The organism is Acinetobacter rudis (assembly GCF_000829675.1).
In the GTDB taxonomy this organism is placed as follows: Bacteria; Pseudomonadota; Gammaproteobacteria; order Pseudomonadales; family Moraxellaceae; genus Acinetobacter; species Acinetobacter rudis.
Window position 1 is genome coordinate 28,632 of record NZ_BBRX01000023.1, and the last position, 14,028, is coordinate 42,659.

At 42.1% G+C, this 14,028-nt stretch carries 21 protein-coding genes and 1 pseudogene; 5 read left to right on the forward strand and 17 right to left on the reverse strand.

Annotation, left to right across the window (positions count from 1 at the left end; all coding sequences use genetic code 11):
* Positions 1–11: 11 nt before the first annotated feature.
* From rpsH to Aru01_RS06310, 17 genes and pseudogenes are all read right to left on the reverse strand, one after another.
* A complete protein-coding gene (gene rpsH, locus Aru01_RS06230) occupies positions 12–407 on the reverse strand; it encodes a 30S ribosomal protein S8 (protein WP_016654890.1) in 396 nt (131 codons plus the stop codon).
* A 12-nt stretch (positions 408–419) separates the two neighbouring features.
* On the reverse strand, positions 420–725 hold the full coding sequence (gene rpsN / locus Aru01_RS06235) for a 30S ribosomal protein S14 (RefSeq protein ID WP_016654889.1): 306 nt from the start codon (positions 723–725) through the stop codon (positions 420–422).
* Positions 726–734: 9 nt separating this feature from the next.
* A complete protein-coding gene (gene rplE, locus Aru01_RS06240) occupies positions 735–1,271 on the reverse strand; it encodes a 50S ribosomal protein L5 (protein ID WP_016654888.1) in 537 nt (178 codons plus the stop codon).
* 15 nt (positions 1,272–1,286) lie between these two features.
* Positions 1,287–1,607: a 50S ribosomal protein L24 gene (gene rplX / locus Aru01_RS06245; RefSeq protein ID WP_016654887.1), complete on the reverse strand. Its 321-nt coding sequence runs from the start codon at positions 1,605–1,607 to the stop codon at positions 1,287–1,289.
* 11 nt (positions 1,608–1,618) lie between these two features.
* A complete protein-coding gene (rplN, locus tag Aru01_RS06250) occupies positions 1,619–1,987 on the reverse strand; it encodes a 50S ribosomal protein L14 (protein WP_004725701.1) in 369 nt (122 codons plus the stop codon).
* A gap of 92 nt (positions 1,988–2,079) precedes the next feature.
* Complete coding sequence (gene rpsQ / locus Aru01_RS06255; protein ID WP_016654886.1) at positions 2,080–2,337, reverse strand: 30S ribosomal protein S17; 258 nt, start codon at positions 2,335–2,337, stop codon at positions 2,080–2,082.
* Positions 2,334–2,531, reverse strand: coding sequence for a 50S ribosomal protein L29 (gene rpmC / locus Aru01_RS06260; RefSeq protein WP_016654885.1), 198 nt, complete (start codon positions 2,529–2,531; stop codon positions 2,334–2,336). Before rpmC ends, rpsQ begins: the two co-directional genes overlap by 4 nt.
* Complete coding sequence (gene rplP / locus Aru01_RS06265) at positions 2,531–2,944, reverse strand: 50S ribosomal protein L16 (RefSeq protein WP_016654884.1); 414 nt, start codon at positions 2,942–2,944, stop codon at positions 2,531–2,533. Before rplP ends, rpmC begins: the two co-directional genes overlap by 1 nt.
* Positions 2,884–3,700 (reverse strand): annotated as a pseudogene (gene rpsC / locus Aru01_RS06270) (30S ribosomal protein S3). Before rpsC ends, rplP begins: the two are co-directional and overlap by 61 nt.
* A 1-nt stretch (position 3,701) precedes the next feature.
* On the reverse strand, positions 3,702–4,031 hold the full coding sequence (gene rplV, locus Aru01_RS06275) for a 50S ribosomal protein L22 (protein WP_016654882.1): 330 nt from the start codon (positions 4,029–4,031) through the stop codon (positions 3,702–3,704).
* Positions 4,032–4,042: 11 nt separating this feature from the next.
* Positions 4,043–4,318, reverse strand: coding sequence for a 30S ribosomal protein S19 (gene rpsS / locus Aru01_RS06280; protein ID WP_004869548.1), 276 nt, complete (start codon positions 4,316–4,318; stop codon positions 4,043–4,045).
* Positions 4,319–4,337: 19 nt separating this feature from the next.
* Positions 4,338–5,162 carry a 50S ribosomal protein L2 gene (rplB, locus tag Aru01_RS06285; RefSeq protein WP_016654881.1) on the reverse strand — a complete coding sequence of 275 codons (825 nt, stop codon included), beginning with the start codon at positions 5,160–5,162 and terminating at the stop codon, positions 4,338–4,340.
* 11 nt (positions 5,163–5,173) lie between these two features.
* A complete protein-coding gene (gene rplW, locus Aru01_RS06290) occupies positions 5,174–5,494 on the reverse strand; it encodes a 50S ribosomal protein L23 (protein ID WP_016654880.1) in 321 nt (106 codons plus the stop codon).
* Positions 5,491–6,093: a 50S ribosomal protein L4 gene (gene rplD / locus Aru01_RS06295; RefSeq protein WP_016654879.1), complete on the reverse strand. Its 603-nt coding sequence runs from the start codon at positions 6,091–6,093 to the stop codon at positions 5,491–5,493. Before rplD ends, rplW begins: the two co-directional genes overlap by 4 nt.
* An 11-nt stretch (positions 6,094–6,104) precedes the next feature.
* Positions 6,105–6,743, reverse strand: a complete 639-nt coding sequence (rplC, locus tag Aru01_RS06300) for a 50S ribosomal protein L3 (protein ID WP_016654878.1) — start codon at positions 6,741–6,743, stop codon at positions 6,105–6,107.
* Between the two features lie 59 nt (positions 6,744–6,802).
* On the reverse strand, positions 6,803–7,114 hold the full coding sequence (rpsJ, locus tag Aru01_RS06305) for a 30S ribosomal protein S10 (protein ID WP_004725677.1): 312 nt from the start codon (positions 7,112–7,114) through the stop codon (positions 6,803–6,805).
* A gap of 264 nt (positions 7,115–7,378) precedes the next feature.
* Positions 7,379–8,110: a type 1 glutamine amidotransferase gene (locus tag Aru01_RS06310; RefSeq protein WP_016654877.1), complete on the reverse strand. Its 732-nt coding sequence runs from the start codon at positions 8,108–8,110 to the stop codon at positions 7,379–7,381.
* Between the two features lie 233 nt (positions 8,111–8,343).
* Here Aru01_RS06310 and Aru01_RS06315 point away from each other — a divergent pair, with 233 nt between their 5' ends.
* From Aru01_RS06315 to yihA, 5 genes are all read left to right on the forward strand, one after another.
* Positions 8,344–9,528 carry a PLP-dependent transferase gene (locus tag Aru01_RS06315; protein ID WP_040330973.1) on the forward strand — a complete coding sequence of 395 codons (1,185 nt, stop codon included), beginning with the start codon at positions 8,344–8,346 and terminating at the stop codon, positions 9,526–9,528.
* A gap of 220 nt (positions 9,529–9,748) precedes the next feature.
* Positions 9,749–11,329 (forward strand): helicase HerA-like domain-containing protein, encoded by a 1,581-nt coding sequence (locus Aru01_RS06320; protein ID WP_016654875.1) that lies wholly within the window; start codon positions 9,749–9,751, stop codon positions 11,327–11,329.
* Between the two features lie 269 nt (positions 11,330–11,598).
* Complete coding sequence (locus tag Aru01_RS06325) at positions 11,599–12,360, forward strand: globin domain-containing protein (RefSeq protein WP_040331029.1); 762 nt, start codon at positions 11,599–11,601, stop codon at positions 12,358–12,360.
* A 182-nt stretch (positions 12,361–12,542) separates the two neighbouring features.
* Positions 12,543–12,980, forward strand: a complete 438-nt coding sequence (locus tag Aru01_RS06330; RefSeq protein ID WP_016654873.1) for an RrF2 family transcriptional regulator — start codon at positions 12,543–12,545, stop codon at positions 12,978–12,980.
* 90 nt (positions 12,981–13,070) lie between these two features.
* The gene (gene yihA / locus Aru01_RS06335) at positions 13,071–13,880 is read left to right on the forward strand and encodes a ribosome biogenesis GTP-binding protein YihA/YsxC (RefSeq protein ID WP_016654872.1); all 810 of its coding nucleotides are present in this window, start codon (positions 13,071–13,073) and stop codon (positions 13,878–13,880) included.
* Positions 13,881–14,028: the final 148 nt, after the last annotated feature.

The window sequence follows — 14,028 nt, forward strand, 5'->3', positions numbered from 1 at the left end:
GGAATCACCTATTAAGAAACAAAAGCAATAACTTCACCACCGATACCTGCAGCACGTGCAGCGCGATCAGTCATGATGCCTTTGCTTGTAGAAACAATTGCAATACCTAAGCCTTGCTTAACGCTTGGCAGTTCATTTTTACCGCGATACTGACGTAGACCTGGACGGCTTACACGTTTCACAGTTTCAATAACTGGTTTGCCTTCGAAATATTTTAGGGTAATCGTCAAAGTAGCTTTGCCTTCAAGATCAGCAACTTCTACATTTGAGATATAACCTTCTTGTTGAAGTACGTTCGCAATAGCGACCTTCAACTTAGAGTTTGGCATAGAAACTGTTTGTTTCTTAGCCATTTGTGCGTTACGAACACGTGTTAACATGTCGGCAACGGTATCTTGCATACTCATTCTAGTCGCCCCTTACCAGCTTGCCTTAACAACGCCAGGTACATCACCTTGCATTACTGTATCGCGTAATTTGTTACGGCTTAAACCGAACTTACGGAAGTAACCATGAGGACGACCAGTCAAACCACAACGGTTACGAAGACGTACTGGAGATGCATTACGTGGCAATGCTTGAAATTTCATCATCGCTTCAAAACGCTCTTCGTCGCTCGCATTTACGTTTGCAATAATTGCTTTTAATTCAGCACGTTTTGCAGCGTATTTAGCAACGGTTTTTTCGCGTTTCAATTCGCGATTAATCATACCTTTCTTAGCCATATCGACCTCTTATTTGAACGGGAAGCCAAATGCACGCATAAGCGCACGGCCTTCGTCATCGGTGCGAGCAGTGGTAGTGATAGTAATATCCATACCACGAATACGATCAATCTTGTCGAAATCGATTTCAGGGAAAACGATTTGTTCTTTCAAGCCCATAGAGTAGTTACCACGACCATCAAATGATTTCGCTGAGAAACCACGGAAGTCACGGATACGAGGGATTGCGATTGAGATCAAACGGTCCAAGAATTCGTACATTTGGTCGCCACGTAAAGTTACTTTACAACCAATTGGCCAACCATCACGGATTTTGAAACCTGCGATTGATTTGCGTGCAAGTGTCAACACTGGTTTTTGACCAGCGATTGCTTGCATATCAGATAATGCGCCATCCAATAATTTCTTATCAGCTGCTGCAGCACCAACACCCATGTTTAGAGTGATTTTAGTGATGCGCGGAATTTGCATTACATTCTCAAGAGCTAAAGTTTCTTTCAACTGAGCTTTGAGTTCTTCGTTATAGCGTGTTCTAAGTCTGGCCATTGCCTTTTCAACCTATTACTTCGCTGCCGCCACTGATTCACCATTTGATTTGTAAACGCGAGTTTTCACGCCTTCAGCATCAATCTGGTAACCAACACGATCAGCCTTTTGGGTTGTAGCATTAAAAACTGCCACGTTCGAGATATGAAGCGAAGCTTCTTGTGTAACGATACCACCTTCGGTACCAGTCGCACGATTCGGCTTTTTATGCTTCGTTACCAAGTTAAGGCCTTCAACCTTAACTCGATCGTTAGAAATAGACAGTACAGTACCCTGTTTGCCTTTTTCTTTTCCTGCAATAACGATCACTTGATCGCCTTGTTTAATCTTAGCCATGATTGCCTCTATTATAGAACTTCAGGAGCTAGTGAAATAATTTTCATGAACTGTTCTGTACGAAGTTCACGAGTCACTGGTCCAAAAATACGAGTGGCAATCGGAGCCTTGTTATTGTTCAAAATAACTGCAGCGTTATCATCGAAACGGATCACAGAACCATCTGGACGACGAATGCCAAATTTTGTACGAACAACAACTGCATTCATCACGTCACCTTTTTTAACACGGCCACGTGGAATTGCTTCTTTTACAGTAACTTTAATAATATCGCCAACAGAAGCATAACGACGATGTGAGCCACCTAGTACTTTGATACATTGTACGCGGCGTGCACCACTGTTGTCTGCTACGTCGAGCATACTTTCGGTTTGAATCATTGCCCTACTCCAAAACCGAGCATCACCGGTCGCAATTTCGAAAGGCTCAAAGAGTACTCGAAATTGACCGATGATGCAACAAGAACGTCTAATTACTCAGCAGCTGCTTCAACTACTTCCACCAAAGTCCAAGCTTTAGTTTTAGAAATTGGGCGGCTTTCTTTAATGGTCACAACATCGCCTAATTTAGCTGTGTTGTTCTCATCATGAGCGTGTAATTTAGTTGAACGGCGGATTAATTTGCCATACAACGGGTGTTGAACGCGGCGTTCAATAAGAACAACAATAGACTTGTCCATTTTGTCGCTTACGACTTTGCCGGTTAACGTGCGGACTACATTTTCACTCATTGTCCGTTCCCCTGTTTTTCGGTAAGGAGTGTCTTGATACGAGCAATTGATTTACGAGCAACTTGCACTTCGTGTGATTTGCCCAATTGACCAGTCGCTTTCGCCATACGAAGACGGAATTGGTTAAGCTGTTGCTCATCAAGCAAAGCTTTCAACTCTTCTACCGATTTTTCACGTAGATCTTTAGTTTTCATTACATTACCGTCCGAGTCACGATAGTGGTTTTAAACGGAAGCTTAGCAGCAGCAAGCGCAAATGCCTCACGTGCCAATTCTTCGTTCACACCTTCCATTTCGTACAGGATCTTACCTGGTTTGATTTCGCAAACCCAGTATTCCACGCTACCTTTACCTTTACCCATACGCACTTCAAGAGGCTTTTGAGTAATTGGTTTGTCCGGGAATACACGGATAAAGATTTTACCACCACGTTTAACACGACGGCTAATGGTACGACGTGCAGCTTCAATTTGACGCGCAGTCATACGACCACGTTCAACTGATTTAAGCGCAATTGTACCAAATGATACTGTACTGCCACGATGTGCTAGACCAGTGTTACGGCCTTTCTGCACTTTACGGAATTTAGTACGTTTAGGTTGCAACATGGATTATTCTCCTTTTTCAGCAGAACGATCATTGCGACGACCACGACGCTCTTGACCTTCACCACGACCGCGACCGCGTTTAGCTGGACGTTCTTCAGCTGGCGCTGGGTTCATGACTTGTTTCATGCCACCCAAGATTTCACCACGGAAGATCCAAACTTTAACGCCAATCGTACCGTAAGTTGTTTCTGCACGCATAGTAGCATAATCGATGTCCGCACGAAGTGTATGTAAAGGTACACGACCTTCACGATACCACTCAGTACGTGCAATCTCTGCACCACCTAAACGGCCTGAAACTTCAACTTTGATACCTTTAGCACCAGCACGCATTGTGTTTTGAACCGCACGCTTCATAGCACGACGGAACATTACACGTTTCTCAAGTTGAGAAGCGATAGCTTCAGCAACAAGACGCGCGTCTAAGTCTGGGCGATCGATTTCGTTGATGCTTACTTGCGCAGGAACGCCCATAATTTTGGTAAGTTCGCGCTGTAATTTCTCAATATCTTCGCCTTTTTTACCGATAACGATACCTGGACGAGCAGTGCTAATCGTAATTTTAGCAGCGCCTGTAGGACGTTCGATAAGAATATGGCTTACCATTGCACTTTTAAGTTTCTTAGTTAGAAACTCACGTACTTGCAAATCTTTAAGCAAATATTCAGCGTATTGTTTCGGATTCGCATACCAGTTAGCGTTATGACGTTTCACAACACCTAGGCGGATACCGATTGGATGAACCTTCTGACCCATATCAAACCCCTACCTTAACGGTGATGTGACAAGTACGCTTAGTAATACGATCTGCACGGCCTTTAGCACGTGGCATAATACGTTTAAGGCTCATGCCTTCATCAACGTAAATCGTAGACACTTTAAGGTCGTCAACATCTAAACTGTTATTGTGTTCAGCGTTTGCAATTGCAGATTCGAGCGCTTTTTTAACTAAAACTGCAGCTTTTTTATTGCTGAAGTTCAAGATATTTAAAGCGTGAGCAATAGACTTGCCACGAATTAGATCTGCAACCAAACGTGCTTTTTGTGCCGAGATAGCGGCACCGCGTAATTTAGCAGTTACTTCCATCATAGCACCTATTAACGTTTAGACTTCTTGTCAACACCGTGACCACGATAGGTACGAGTTGGCGCGAATTCACCTAGTTTATGACCGACCATATGTTCAGATACAATTACCGGAACATGGTTACGACCATTATGAACAGAAATTGTTAGACCAACAAAATCCGGGAGAATCATCGAACGACGCGACCAAGTTTTGATCGGCTTGCGAGAATTACTTGCTACAGCCGCTTCAACCTTAGCGAACAAGTGCGCATCGACGAATGGGCCTTTTTTCAGAGAACGAGGCATTGTCAGATTCCTTTACTTGTTACTTAACGCGACGGTCGCGAATAATCATCTTAGTCGTACGCTTGTTGGTACGTGTCTTGTACCCTTTAGCTTTTTGACCCCATGGGCTTACAGGTTGAATACCTTTGTTACGCCCTTCACCACCACCATGTGGGTGGTCAACTGGGTTCATCGCCATACCACGAACGGTAGGACGAACACCACGCCAGCGTGAAGCACCTGCTTTACCAAGTGAGCGTAAGTTGCTTTCTTGGTTAGAAACTTCACCAATTACAGCGCGACATTCAACGTGTACTTTACGCATTTCACCAGAACGAAGACGGATGATAGCGTAAGAACCGTCACGACCCAACAACTGAACTGAAGTACCAGCAGAACGTGCAATTTGCGCGCCTTTACCGATTTTCAATTCGATATTGTGAAGTGTAGAACCGATAGGCATGTTGCGTAGTGGTAAGCAGTTACCGGTACGAATTGGAGCATCGTTACCAGACTGAACTTTATCACCTGCACGCAAACCTTTAGGTGCAATAATATAACGACGTTCACCGTCAGCATACTTCAACAATGCGATGTGTGCAGTACGGTTAGGATCGTATTCGATACGTTCAACGATAGCTGGAACGCCATCTTTGTTACGTTTGAAGTCAACTAAGCGGTAGTTCTGTTTATGACCACCACCTACGTGACGAGTCGTAATGCGACCATTGTTATTACGGCCACCAGTACGTTTTTTAGCTTCTACCAACGGTGCATAAGGCGCGCCTTTGTGAAGATGGTCATGAACCACTTTCTCTACAAAGCGACGTCCTGGAGACGTTGGCTTACATTTTTGAATCGGCATAATTTTCGTCCTTATTCCGCTGCGCTTTCAGCGGTATCGCCCAAGTCAGCCATTTCAACATCTTGGCCAGCTTTCAGGGTGACGTATGCTTTTTTAACATCAGAACGACGTCCTAATGTACGACCAAAGCGCTTAGTCTTACCTTTAGTGATTGTTGTATTTACTTTCACAACTTCAACACCGAAGAGTTGTTCAACTGCTTTTTTGATTTCAAGTTTGTTTGCGTCTAGCGCAACTTTAAAAACTTGAACACCAGCAGTTTCACCTAACACTTGTGCTTTTTCTGAGAAGACAGGTCCTTGTAGGACTTGATAGATACGTTCGTTGTTCATCCGAGTTCTACCTCAATTTTCTTAGCAGCAGCAACAGACATTACAACTTTATCGAACGCGATCAAACCAACAGGATCGATTGCAGTCGCATCAACCACATCAACGTGTGGAAGGTTACGTGCCGCAAGGTACAGATTCTCATCAACAGCATCTGTAACGATCAATGCGCGAGTAGCGTTCAAGTCGTTAAGTTTTGCAAGCAATTCTTTAGTTTTTGGAGCAGCAACAGCAAACTCTTCAACCAATACAAGACGATCTTGGCGAACGAGTTCAGCTAAGATACATTGCATTGCACCGCGGTACATTTTGCGGTTAACTTTTTGAGACCAATCTTGTGGACGAGCGGCAAAAGTCTTACCACCACCAACCCAGATTGGGCTACGAATAGAACCAGCACGAGCGCGACCAGTACCTTTTTGACGGAATGGTTTTTTACCACCGCCAGATACATCTGCACGTGACTTTTGAGCGCGAGAACCTTGACGTCCACCAGCTAAATAAGCTGTAACAACTTGGTGTACAAGCGCTTCATTAAATTCACGGCCAAATGCAACTTCTGACAATTCAACAGCAGAGCCGGAAACAGTTTTTAAATTCACGTTATTTCCCCTCAGGCCTTGATCGTAGGACGAACGATAACGTCGCCACCTGTAGCACCAGGAATCGCACCTTTAACAACTAGAACTGAACGTTCTGCGTCGATAGATACAACTTCAAGACCTTGTACTGTTACGCGTTCGTCACCTAAGTGACCAGCCATTTTTTTGCCTTTGAACACGCGTCCAGGAGTCTGGTTTTGACCTGTAGAACCTAAAACACGGTGAGAAACTGAGTTACCGTGTGTTGCGTCTTGAGTACGGAAATTCCAACGCTTAACACCACCTTGGAAACCTTTACCTTTAGACTGACCAGTTACGTCAACAATTTGACCAACTGTGAACAAGTCAACACCGATAGTACCGCCAACTTCACGACCTTCAAGGTCAGCTTCAGCTGCACGGAATTCTTGTACTAAACGACCAGCAGCAACACCAGCTTTCGCAAAGTGACCTTTTTGAGCGTTAGTTACACGAGATTCGCGACGTTCGCCAGTTGTAATCTGAATCGCCTGATAACCATCAGTTTCAAGCGTTTTGATTTGAGTGATACGGTTTGGATCAACCTCAATCACTGTAACTGGCACAGAGACGCCGGCATCTGTGAAGATACGGGTCATACCGCACTTACGACCGACTAAACCAATAGCCATGTGTGTAAACCTCTTAAAAAGCGGCTTAATTAACTTAGAGTGTTAATTAACCGAAAGCCTTAACCCAATGCGATCTGAACATCAACACCAGCTGCTAGATCTAATTTCATCAATGCATCAACAGTTTTATCTGTAGGTTGAACGATATCGATCAAACGTTTGTAAGTGCGGATTTCATACTGATCACGCGCATCTTTGTTTACATGCGGTGAAGTTAGAACGTTGAAGCGTTCGATGCGAGTAGGCATCGGGATTGGACCACACACTTGTGCGCCAGTACGCTTAGCGGTTTCTACGATCTCTTGAGAAGATTGATCAATCAGACGATGATCAAAAGACTTAAGACGGATACGGATTCTCTGGTTAGACATACCAGTAAACTCCAAGCCAAATATATAAAGAATCACCCTTGACGCACCTTACCCATAGGTAAGTGTCAAAGGCAGTGAAAATCACTAAGGTCATGATCGATGCCATGACTGTAACGATCTAAACAACTTTCTTCGCTGTTTAGCCCCTACTATTTAGGGGTCGCTCATTATAGCGATTGCTTAAGCATTAAGCAACCCAAATTTCTGCTTTTTCTCTGGTTTTTATGGTGATGTGTTTCTTTATTTTATTCAATACCCAAAGGCTTAAGACTTCGGGGCTAAGACATAGTCAATTGCAGATTTTAGTATTTGATTTCCTTCAACAAATTTCTCAGATTTACTCTTTTGCAATGCATGTAAGTATTCAAAATCCACTTGCATCGTTATGGGCTGATCTTGTGTATGCTCAACAAATAATTGCAGTGCTGTTGGTGTAATTTCTGGATGAAATTGAAAAGCCAAAACATGCTGGCCAATTTGATAAGCTTGGTTGGCGCATGCTAAATTTCCAGCCAGTTTAATCGCCCCTTTCGGCAATGCAAATGTCTCTTCATGCCACTGCATCACCTCAAATTCTTCTGGCAGTGCAAAGCTACTTGAAGGAACCTCCTTTGTGGCATGAACCTTAGTCCATCCCAGTTCAATAATTGTATTTTTTTCAACCGTAGCACCCAATGCACTGGCAATTAACTGCCCACCTAAACATAGGCCAATCACTGCTTTTTCTGTTGCTAGATAGCGGCGAATCCAACGCTTTTCCACCTTCAACCAAGCATAATTGACTTCATCATTTACACTCATCGTGCCGCCCATAATAATCAGCAAATCCACCTGATCAACACTAGGCAACGCTTCGATATCTAAAGGAAAATCTGGAGGTAAGGCAAAAAATTCTGTTGCTGTAATTTCAGCACCCATCGCCTTTAAATACGCATAACAACTACCAAAACCTTCTTGGGCGATATGCTGAAAATAATGCACTCGTAATTTTTTCATCACCAACAACCTTAATGCTAATTTATGTTCTACACAGCAAAAAGGGCGCCAACTTATGGAGTTTTTATTTTTATATACAAATTAAAACTTTGTGTTTGTTGTGTATTATATTTTGCTTAACTAGGATTTGATGACAACTCAGAATTGAATTGCGTTATCGACAAAACTCAACCAATCGCAATCACTCTGAAAGATCCCCTCCTTTTGTATTTGCACTTTTGTTGAGTATGTCCGTGAAACTTCTACCACAAACTGCGTTAATCCATGCCCCTCGCAAAGCACCCCAGTTACTTAATTCGATCCAACCTCCGGTGTATCGTGCATCAACCATAATTTTTAATAATACAGATGCCCTATTTAATCGCCATTGGACGGATGACTATGACTATAGTTATGGTACACACGGCACGCCAACAACTTACACTTTAGCCGATCAGATTGCGCAAATTGAGGGTGGATTACATAGCTTGCTTGCACCAAGTGGATTGTCTGCAATCAATTTGGTTAATAGCTGCTTACTGGCAAAAGGTGATGAAGTTTGGGTCGCTGACAATATCTATGGCCCAAACATGGAGCATCTACAGTACTTACAAAAACAATATGCCATTCAAGTGAAAGTTTATGACCCAACCAATGCAAATACCTTTCGACCGAGTGCAAAGACCAAGCTCCTTTGGTTAGAGGCAGCAGGTTCAGTTACGCTTGAATTTCCTGACTTGGTCAATCTGGTCAAAAAAGCCCAACATGCTGGTGTTATCACCGCCTTAGACAATACCTGGGGAGCAGGCCTAGCATTTAACGCTTTTGACTTCTCTGAACAACATCTAAGCGTAGATTTAACTGTACATGCCCTCACTAAATATCCAAGTGGTGGGGGTGATATCTTAATGGGCTCAGTAGTGACTCGTGATAAAACGCTTTATCACAAACTATGGCAAATGCATGCCTTACAAGGTGTATCTGTATCAGGTGATGATGTTGCTCAAGTGCAACGAAGCCTTTGCTCTATGCGCCTACGCTACCAACAACAATCGCAAACCACGCTTGAACTCTTGCCATGGCTGAAACAGCAACCACAATTTGCTCAAGTTCTTCATCCTGCTGATACAGAAGGTCACGGTTACCAATATTGGCAAGAGGTATGTGAAAGTGGCTTAAGTGCAGGTTTAGTAAGTGTTATTTTTAAATCTGAATATGACCTGCAGGCTGTTCGTAATTTTTGTGATCAACTGCAACTCTTTAAACTTGGTTTTAGCTGGGGTGGGCCAATCAGCCTTGTCATGCTCTATCAACTCAAACACATGCGTCAGCTTCCACACAACCATCTTGAACAAGGTATCTTAGTCCGTTTCTGTATCGGACTGGAGCAGCGAGAAGACTTGCAAGCCGATCTAGAACAAGCGCTATCTATACTCTAATCCCCTGTAAACACTCAAGCGAATCAATGCCACTATTGCTGGCATTGATTCGATCTAACACAATCAAAAATAAAGCATTAAAAATTAATTTAGCAGCCAAATCATGATTTACAAGTCCTATATTTCATGTAAGGCTGTACAAAAGATCTACAACTTAAAACTACATATGCCCTGCTGATTGATAGCAACCACTCAATAACGATGAAAAGGTATAAAAAAGATGACAGCAATTACCATCGCAAAAAAATCATCCGATCCAACACAAGATGTCGTTTTATACGCTCAATTTGCAAATCGCCATGGACTAATTGCGGGTGCAACAGGTACAGGAAAAACGGTAACACTCAAAGTATTGGCTGAGAGTTTTTCACGCATAGGCGTTCCTGTATTTTTAGCTGATGCTAAAGGTGATGTATCGAGTATTGCTAAGGCTGGCAGCAGCAACCCAAAATTTGAAGCACGAATTCAATCTCTTGGCATTGCCTCTATCGATTTTGCTGCTTCTCCAGTCACATTTTGGGATCTATTTGGTGAGCAAGGGCATCCAATTCGTACCACCATTACCGAAGTTGGCCCTTTATTACTTGCACAAATGCTCAATTTAAATGACACACAACAAGGTGTTTTATCCGCAGTTTTCCGTGTGGCTGATGACCAAGGCCTGCTATTAATCGACTTTAAAGATCTAAAAGCAATGTTGAGTTATGTCAGTGAAAATGCGGGTGAACTTAAAGCTGAATATGGCAATTTATCACCAGCCAGTTTAGGCGCTATTCAACGTAACTTATTGGCACTTGGCGATCAAGGCGGTGAACAATTTTTTGGTGAACCCAGTTTAGATATTTTAGATTTCATTCAAACTGACGCAAATGGTCATGGCTATATCAACCTACTGGCTGCAGATAAGTTGATGAATACTCCAAAGCTATACGCCACATTCTTACTCTGGATGCTTTCTGAACTATTTGAAAAACTTCCAGAAGTAGGCGATTTAGATAAACCTAAATTGGTGTTTTTCTTTGATGAAGCACATTTACTTTTTAATAATGCCAGCCCAACATTGCAAGAGAAAATCCAACAAGTGGTTCGTTTGATTCGATCTAAAGGTGTAGGAATTTACTTTATCTCACAAAGTCCTCTAGATATTCCAGAAGACGTTCTAGGGCAACTCGGTAATCGAGTTCAACATGCTTTACGCGCATTTACACCTAAAGATCAAAAGGCAGTAAAAACTGCAGCAGATACATTTCGCGCCAATCCCGAGTTTAAAGTTGATGCAGCAATTACTGAATTAGCAATTGGTGAGGCTTTAATCAGCTGCTTAGATGAAAAAGGCACACCGCAAATTGTAGAACGCGCCTTAATCATGCCACCCTACTCTTCTTTTGATGCAATATCATCTGCAGAACGTCAGGCATTGATGCAACAAAGCCTGGTGGCTGGTGTATATGAACAGGCGGTAGATCGTGACAGTGCTTATGAAATGCTGCAACGCAAGGTGATCGAAAATACCGAGCAAAGACAGCGAGAAGCCGAAGCTACTGCCCAAGCAAAACAAGATGAACTGTTAGCCAAGCAAAATGCGAAGCAACAAGAAGTACTCGAACGCCAACAGGCCAAGGAGCAAGAGCGTCTACTTAAAGAACAACAAAAAGAAGTCGAACGTCAAGCACGAGAGCGAGCAAAAATGACGCAAGATATCGTAGGCACTTTTGCCAAAAGTGCAGCGCGCAGTCTTGGTGGAAGTAGTGGTCAAAAACTCGTTCGTGGCATTTTAGGCTCATTATTTGGAAAACGTTAAAAGCATATCTTCACTATTTTTAATTTAAATATTTCAGAATCTTACTTACATGTATACTCAGGTCATAAAAGCAAAACATACAGTAAGTAAGATCAACTCAATTGACTTTTCTTCCAGCTAAAAATATATCCACATAGTGCATAAAAAAGGGTATTCTAAAAATCCCATAAAATAATTAAGTATTTTTTTAACCTAGCTATTTACAAGCCACTCTTTAAAATGTATTTTAAATACATCTTATAACAAACATAGCAGTTCTAGCCATGACCATGACTCCACAGCAAATTGAACTTGTAAAAAGTACTGTCCCTGTTTTACGTGAAAACGGTGTTACATTAACCAGTTATTTCTATAAGCGCATGCTTTCCAACAACCCTGATCTAAAAAATGTATTTAACATGGATAGCCAAACGTCTGGTCGTCAACCTCGTGCTCTTGCCGCTGCTGTATTGGCTTATGCTGAACACATTGAAAACCCAGCAGCTTTAGCAAAAGCAGTTGAACGAATGACGACCAAACACGTCAGTCTAGATATTCAACCAGATCAATACTCAATTGTTGGTGAAAACTTACTCCATTCAATCAGTGAAGTTCTGGACGTACCATTTGAATCAGATTTAATCGAAGCATGGAAACAAGCTTACTTACAACTTGCTGATATTTTAATTGGTGTAGAAAAACAGAAATACCAAGCACTTGCAGCTAAAGAAGGGGGTTGGGCTGGCTGGAGAGGCTTTGAAATTGCCAACATCGAGAACAGTGATGCTGGGCAACTCTTTACAGTGAAAGCATCTGATCAACAAGCGACAATTCCAGCAGTTGCCGGTCAATTTATTTCAGTAAAAGTTAAAGTTCCGGGTCATGACTTGCATCAACCACACCAATTTGTGTTGAGCAATGACCAAGACCAAACTTATCAATTTTTGGTTAAACCAGAAGAAAATCGTACTGAATTTTCAGTCTCAAACATTTTACTTGATCACTATGCTGTAGGTGATCGAGTTGAACTCAGTGCACCACTAAGCAAATAAGTTCTCTGCTAGCACCTTATGGACCCACAATTTATCCATAAGGTGCTCTGTTGAACATCAAGCGATTAAAATAACTAAAACTAAAAAATCCCCGCCCCCTTCACAGGCGATCAATTCATTCCTTTCTTTGCCTAATCACGTTATGATCACCACATCTTGCCCAGATAAAATGATGCAATCTCATGCAACTTAACAAGTTTACTGATTATGCTTTGCGAATATTGGTCTACATCTCCAAACCCAGAGATACGCCTTATACCATTGCAGAATTAGCCAAGAACCTAGAAGTTTCACAAAATCATTTAGTTAAAATCGTACATTTCATGTCGAAACGTGAGTGGATCACAACCATTCGTGGAAAAGGTGGTGGCATGTATCTCAACAATGCAACCTTAGAATTAAAACTGGGTGAGATTGTTCGCACCTTACAAGGCGACCAGCAAATCGTTGAATGCAATAACCCACCCTGTGTATTGCGCCCAAACTGCCAATTAAAAGGTATTTTAAATCAGGCCTTAGAACAATTTTATCTTTCACTTGAACAATATAGTCTAGGCCAAGTACTCAATATGAGTCCTGAAGATCAGGAAAACTCACCCATTAGTTTTATTACACTATGATTTTTCTTGACCATTACAGGTTTAATTCGCCTGAATGCCTCGCATCCTTTATAATAAGCAATAATTGTTTATGTTGAAAAGTTGAGTGCTATGCATCGCAATAGTGGAAAATCTAGAAATAGTCGGGTCTCGAACACGCCAAAGACAAAAATTAGCTATGAGAAAAAAGCCGACCCTGCGATTTCAGAATATTCAACAGCTTCGCTGAACTGGTTACGCCAAGCTGAATTCTTAATGAGTGCCCCTAAACTTAATCTTTGTGTTGAAGACACTGGATATGAGATTGCTTTTGCCGGTCGTTCTAATGCAGGTAAGTCCAGTGCAATCAATGCACTCACCAATCAAAAACAGCTAGCACGTGCCTCTAAGAGACCTGGTCGTACTCAAATGATCAACTTCTTTAGCTTAGGCAACCCAGACCAACGCTTAGTTGACCTTCCTGGTTATGGCTATGCTGCGGTTCCAGAAGCAATGAAAATTGTTTGGCAAAAAGAATTAGAAAACTATCTTATCCACCGTAAAAGCCTACAAGGTCTGGTGCTGTTAATGGATATTCGTCATCCACTACAACACTTTGATGTGATGATGTTAGAGTGGGCCTACTCACGTAAACTGTTTGTACATGTTTTACTGACCAAATCAGATAAGCTCAATCGTGGTCCAGCAAGCAAAGCGCTTCTTGATGTACAACAACAATTGAAAAAGATGAAACTTCAGTTCTCTATTCAACTGTTCTCATCCTTAAACAGACAAGGCTTAGAAGAGCTTGCTAGTGTAATGGCAGGACGTTTGAATTATACCTTGGAACAAACAGCTGAATTTGATCTAGATGCAATTCCAACAATCTCTGAAGATGATGTTGAAACTGAGACTGAGGCTGACCAGAGCACTGAACAATAATCTATTTATTGAGTAAGCCAGTACATCATAGCTGTACCGTTTTATGGTGAGTATTGCTCAAATGCCTTACTTTAGAACTCAAGGGAATGTTCCCATTTCTCCAAAGTAAGGCAGCATCTGTTTAAAAATATATCATCTAAAAGCACAG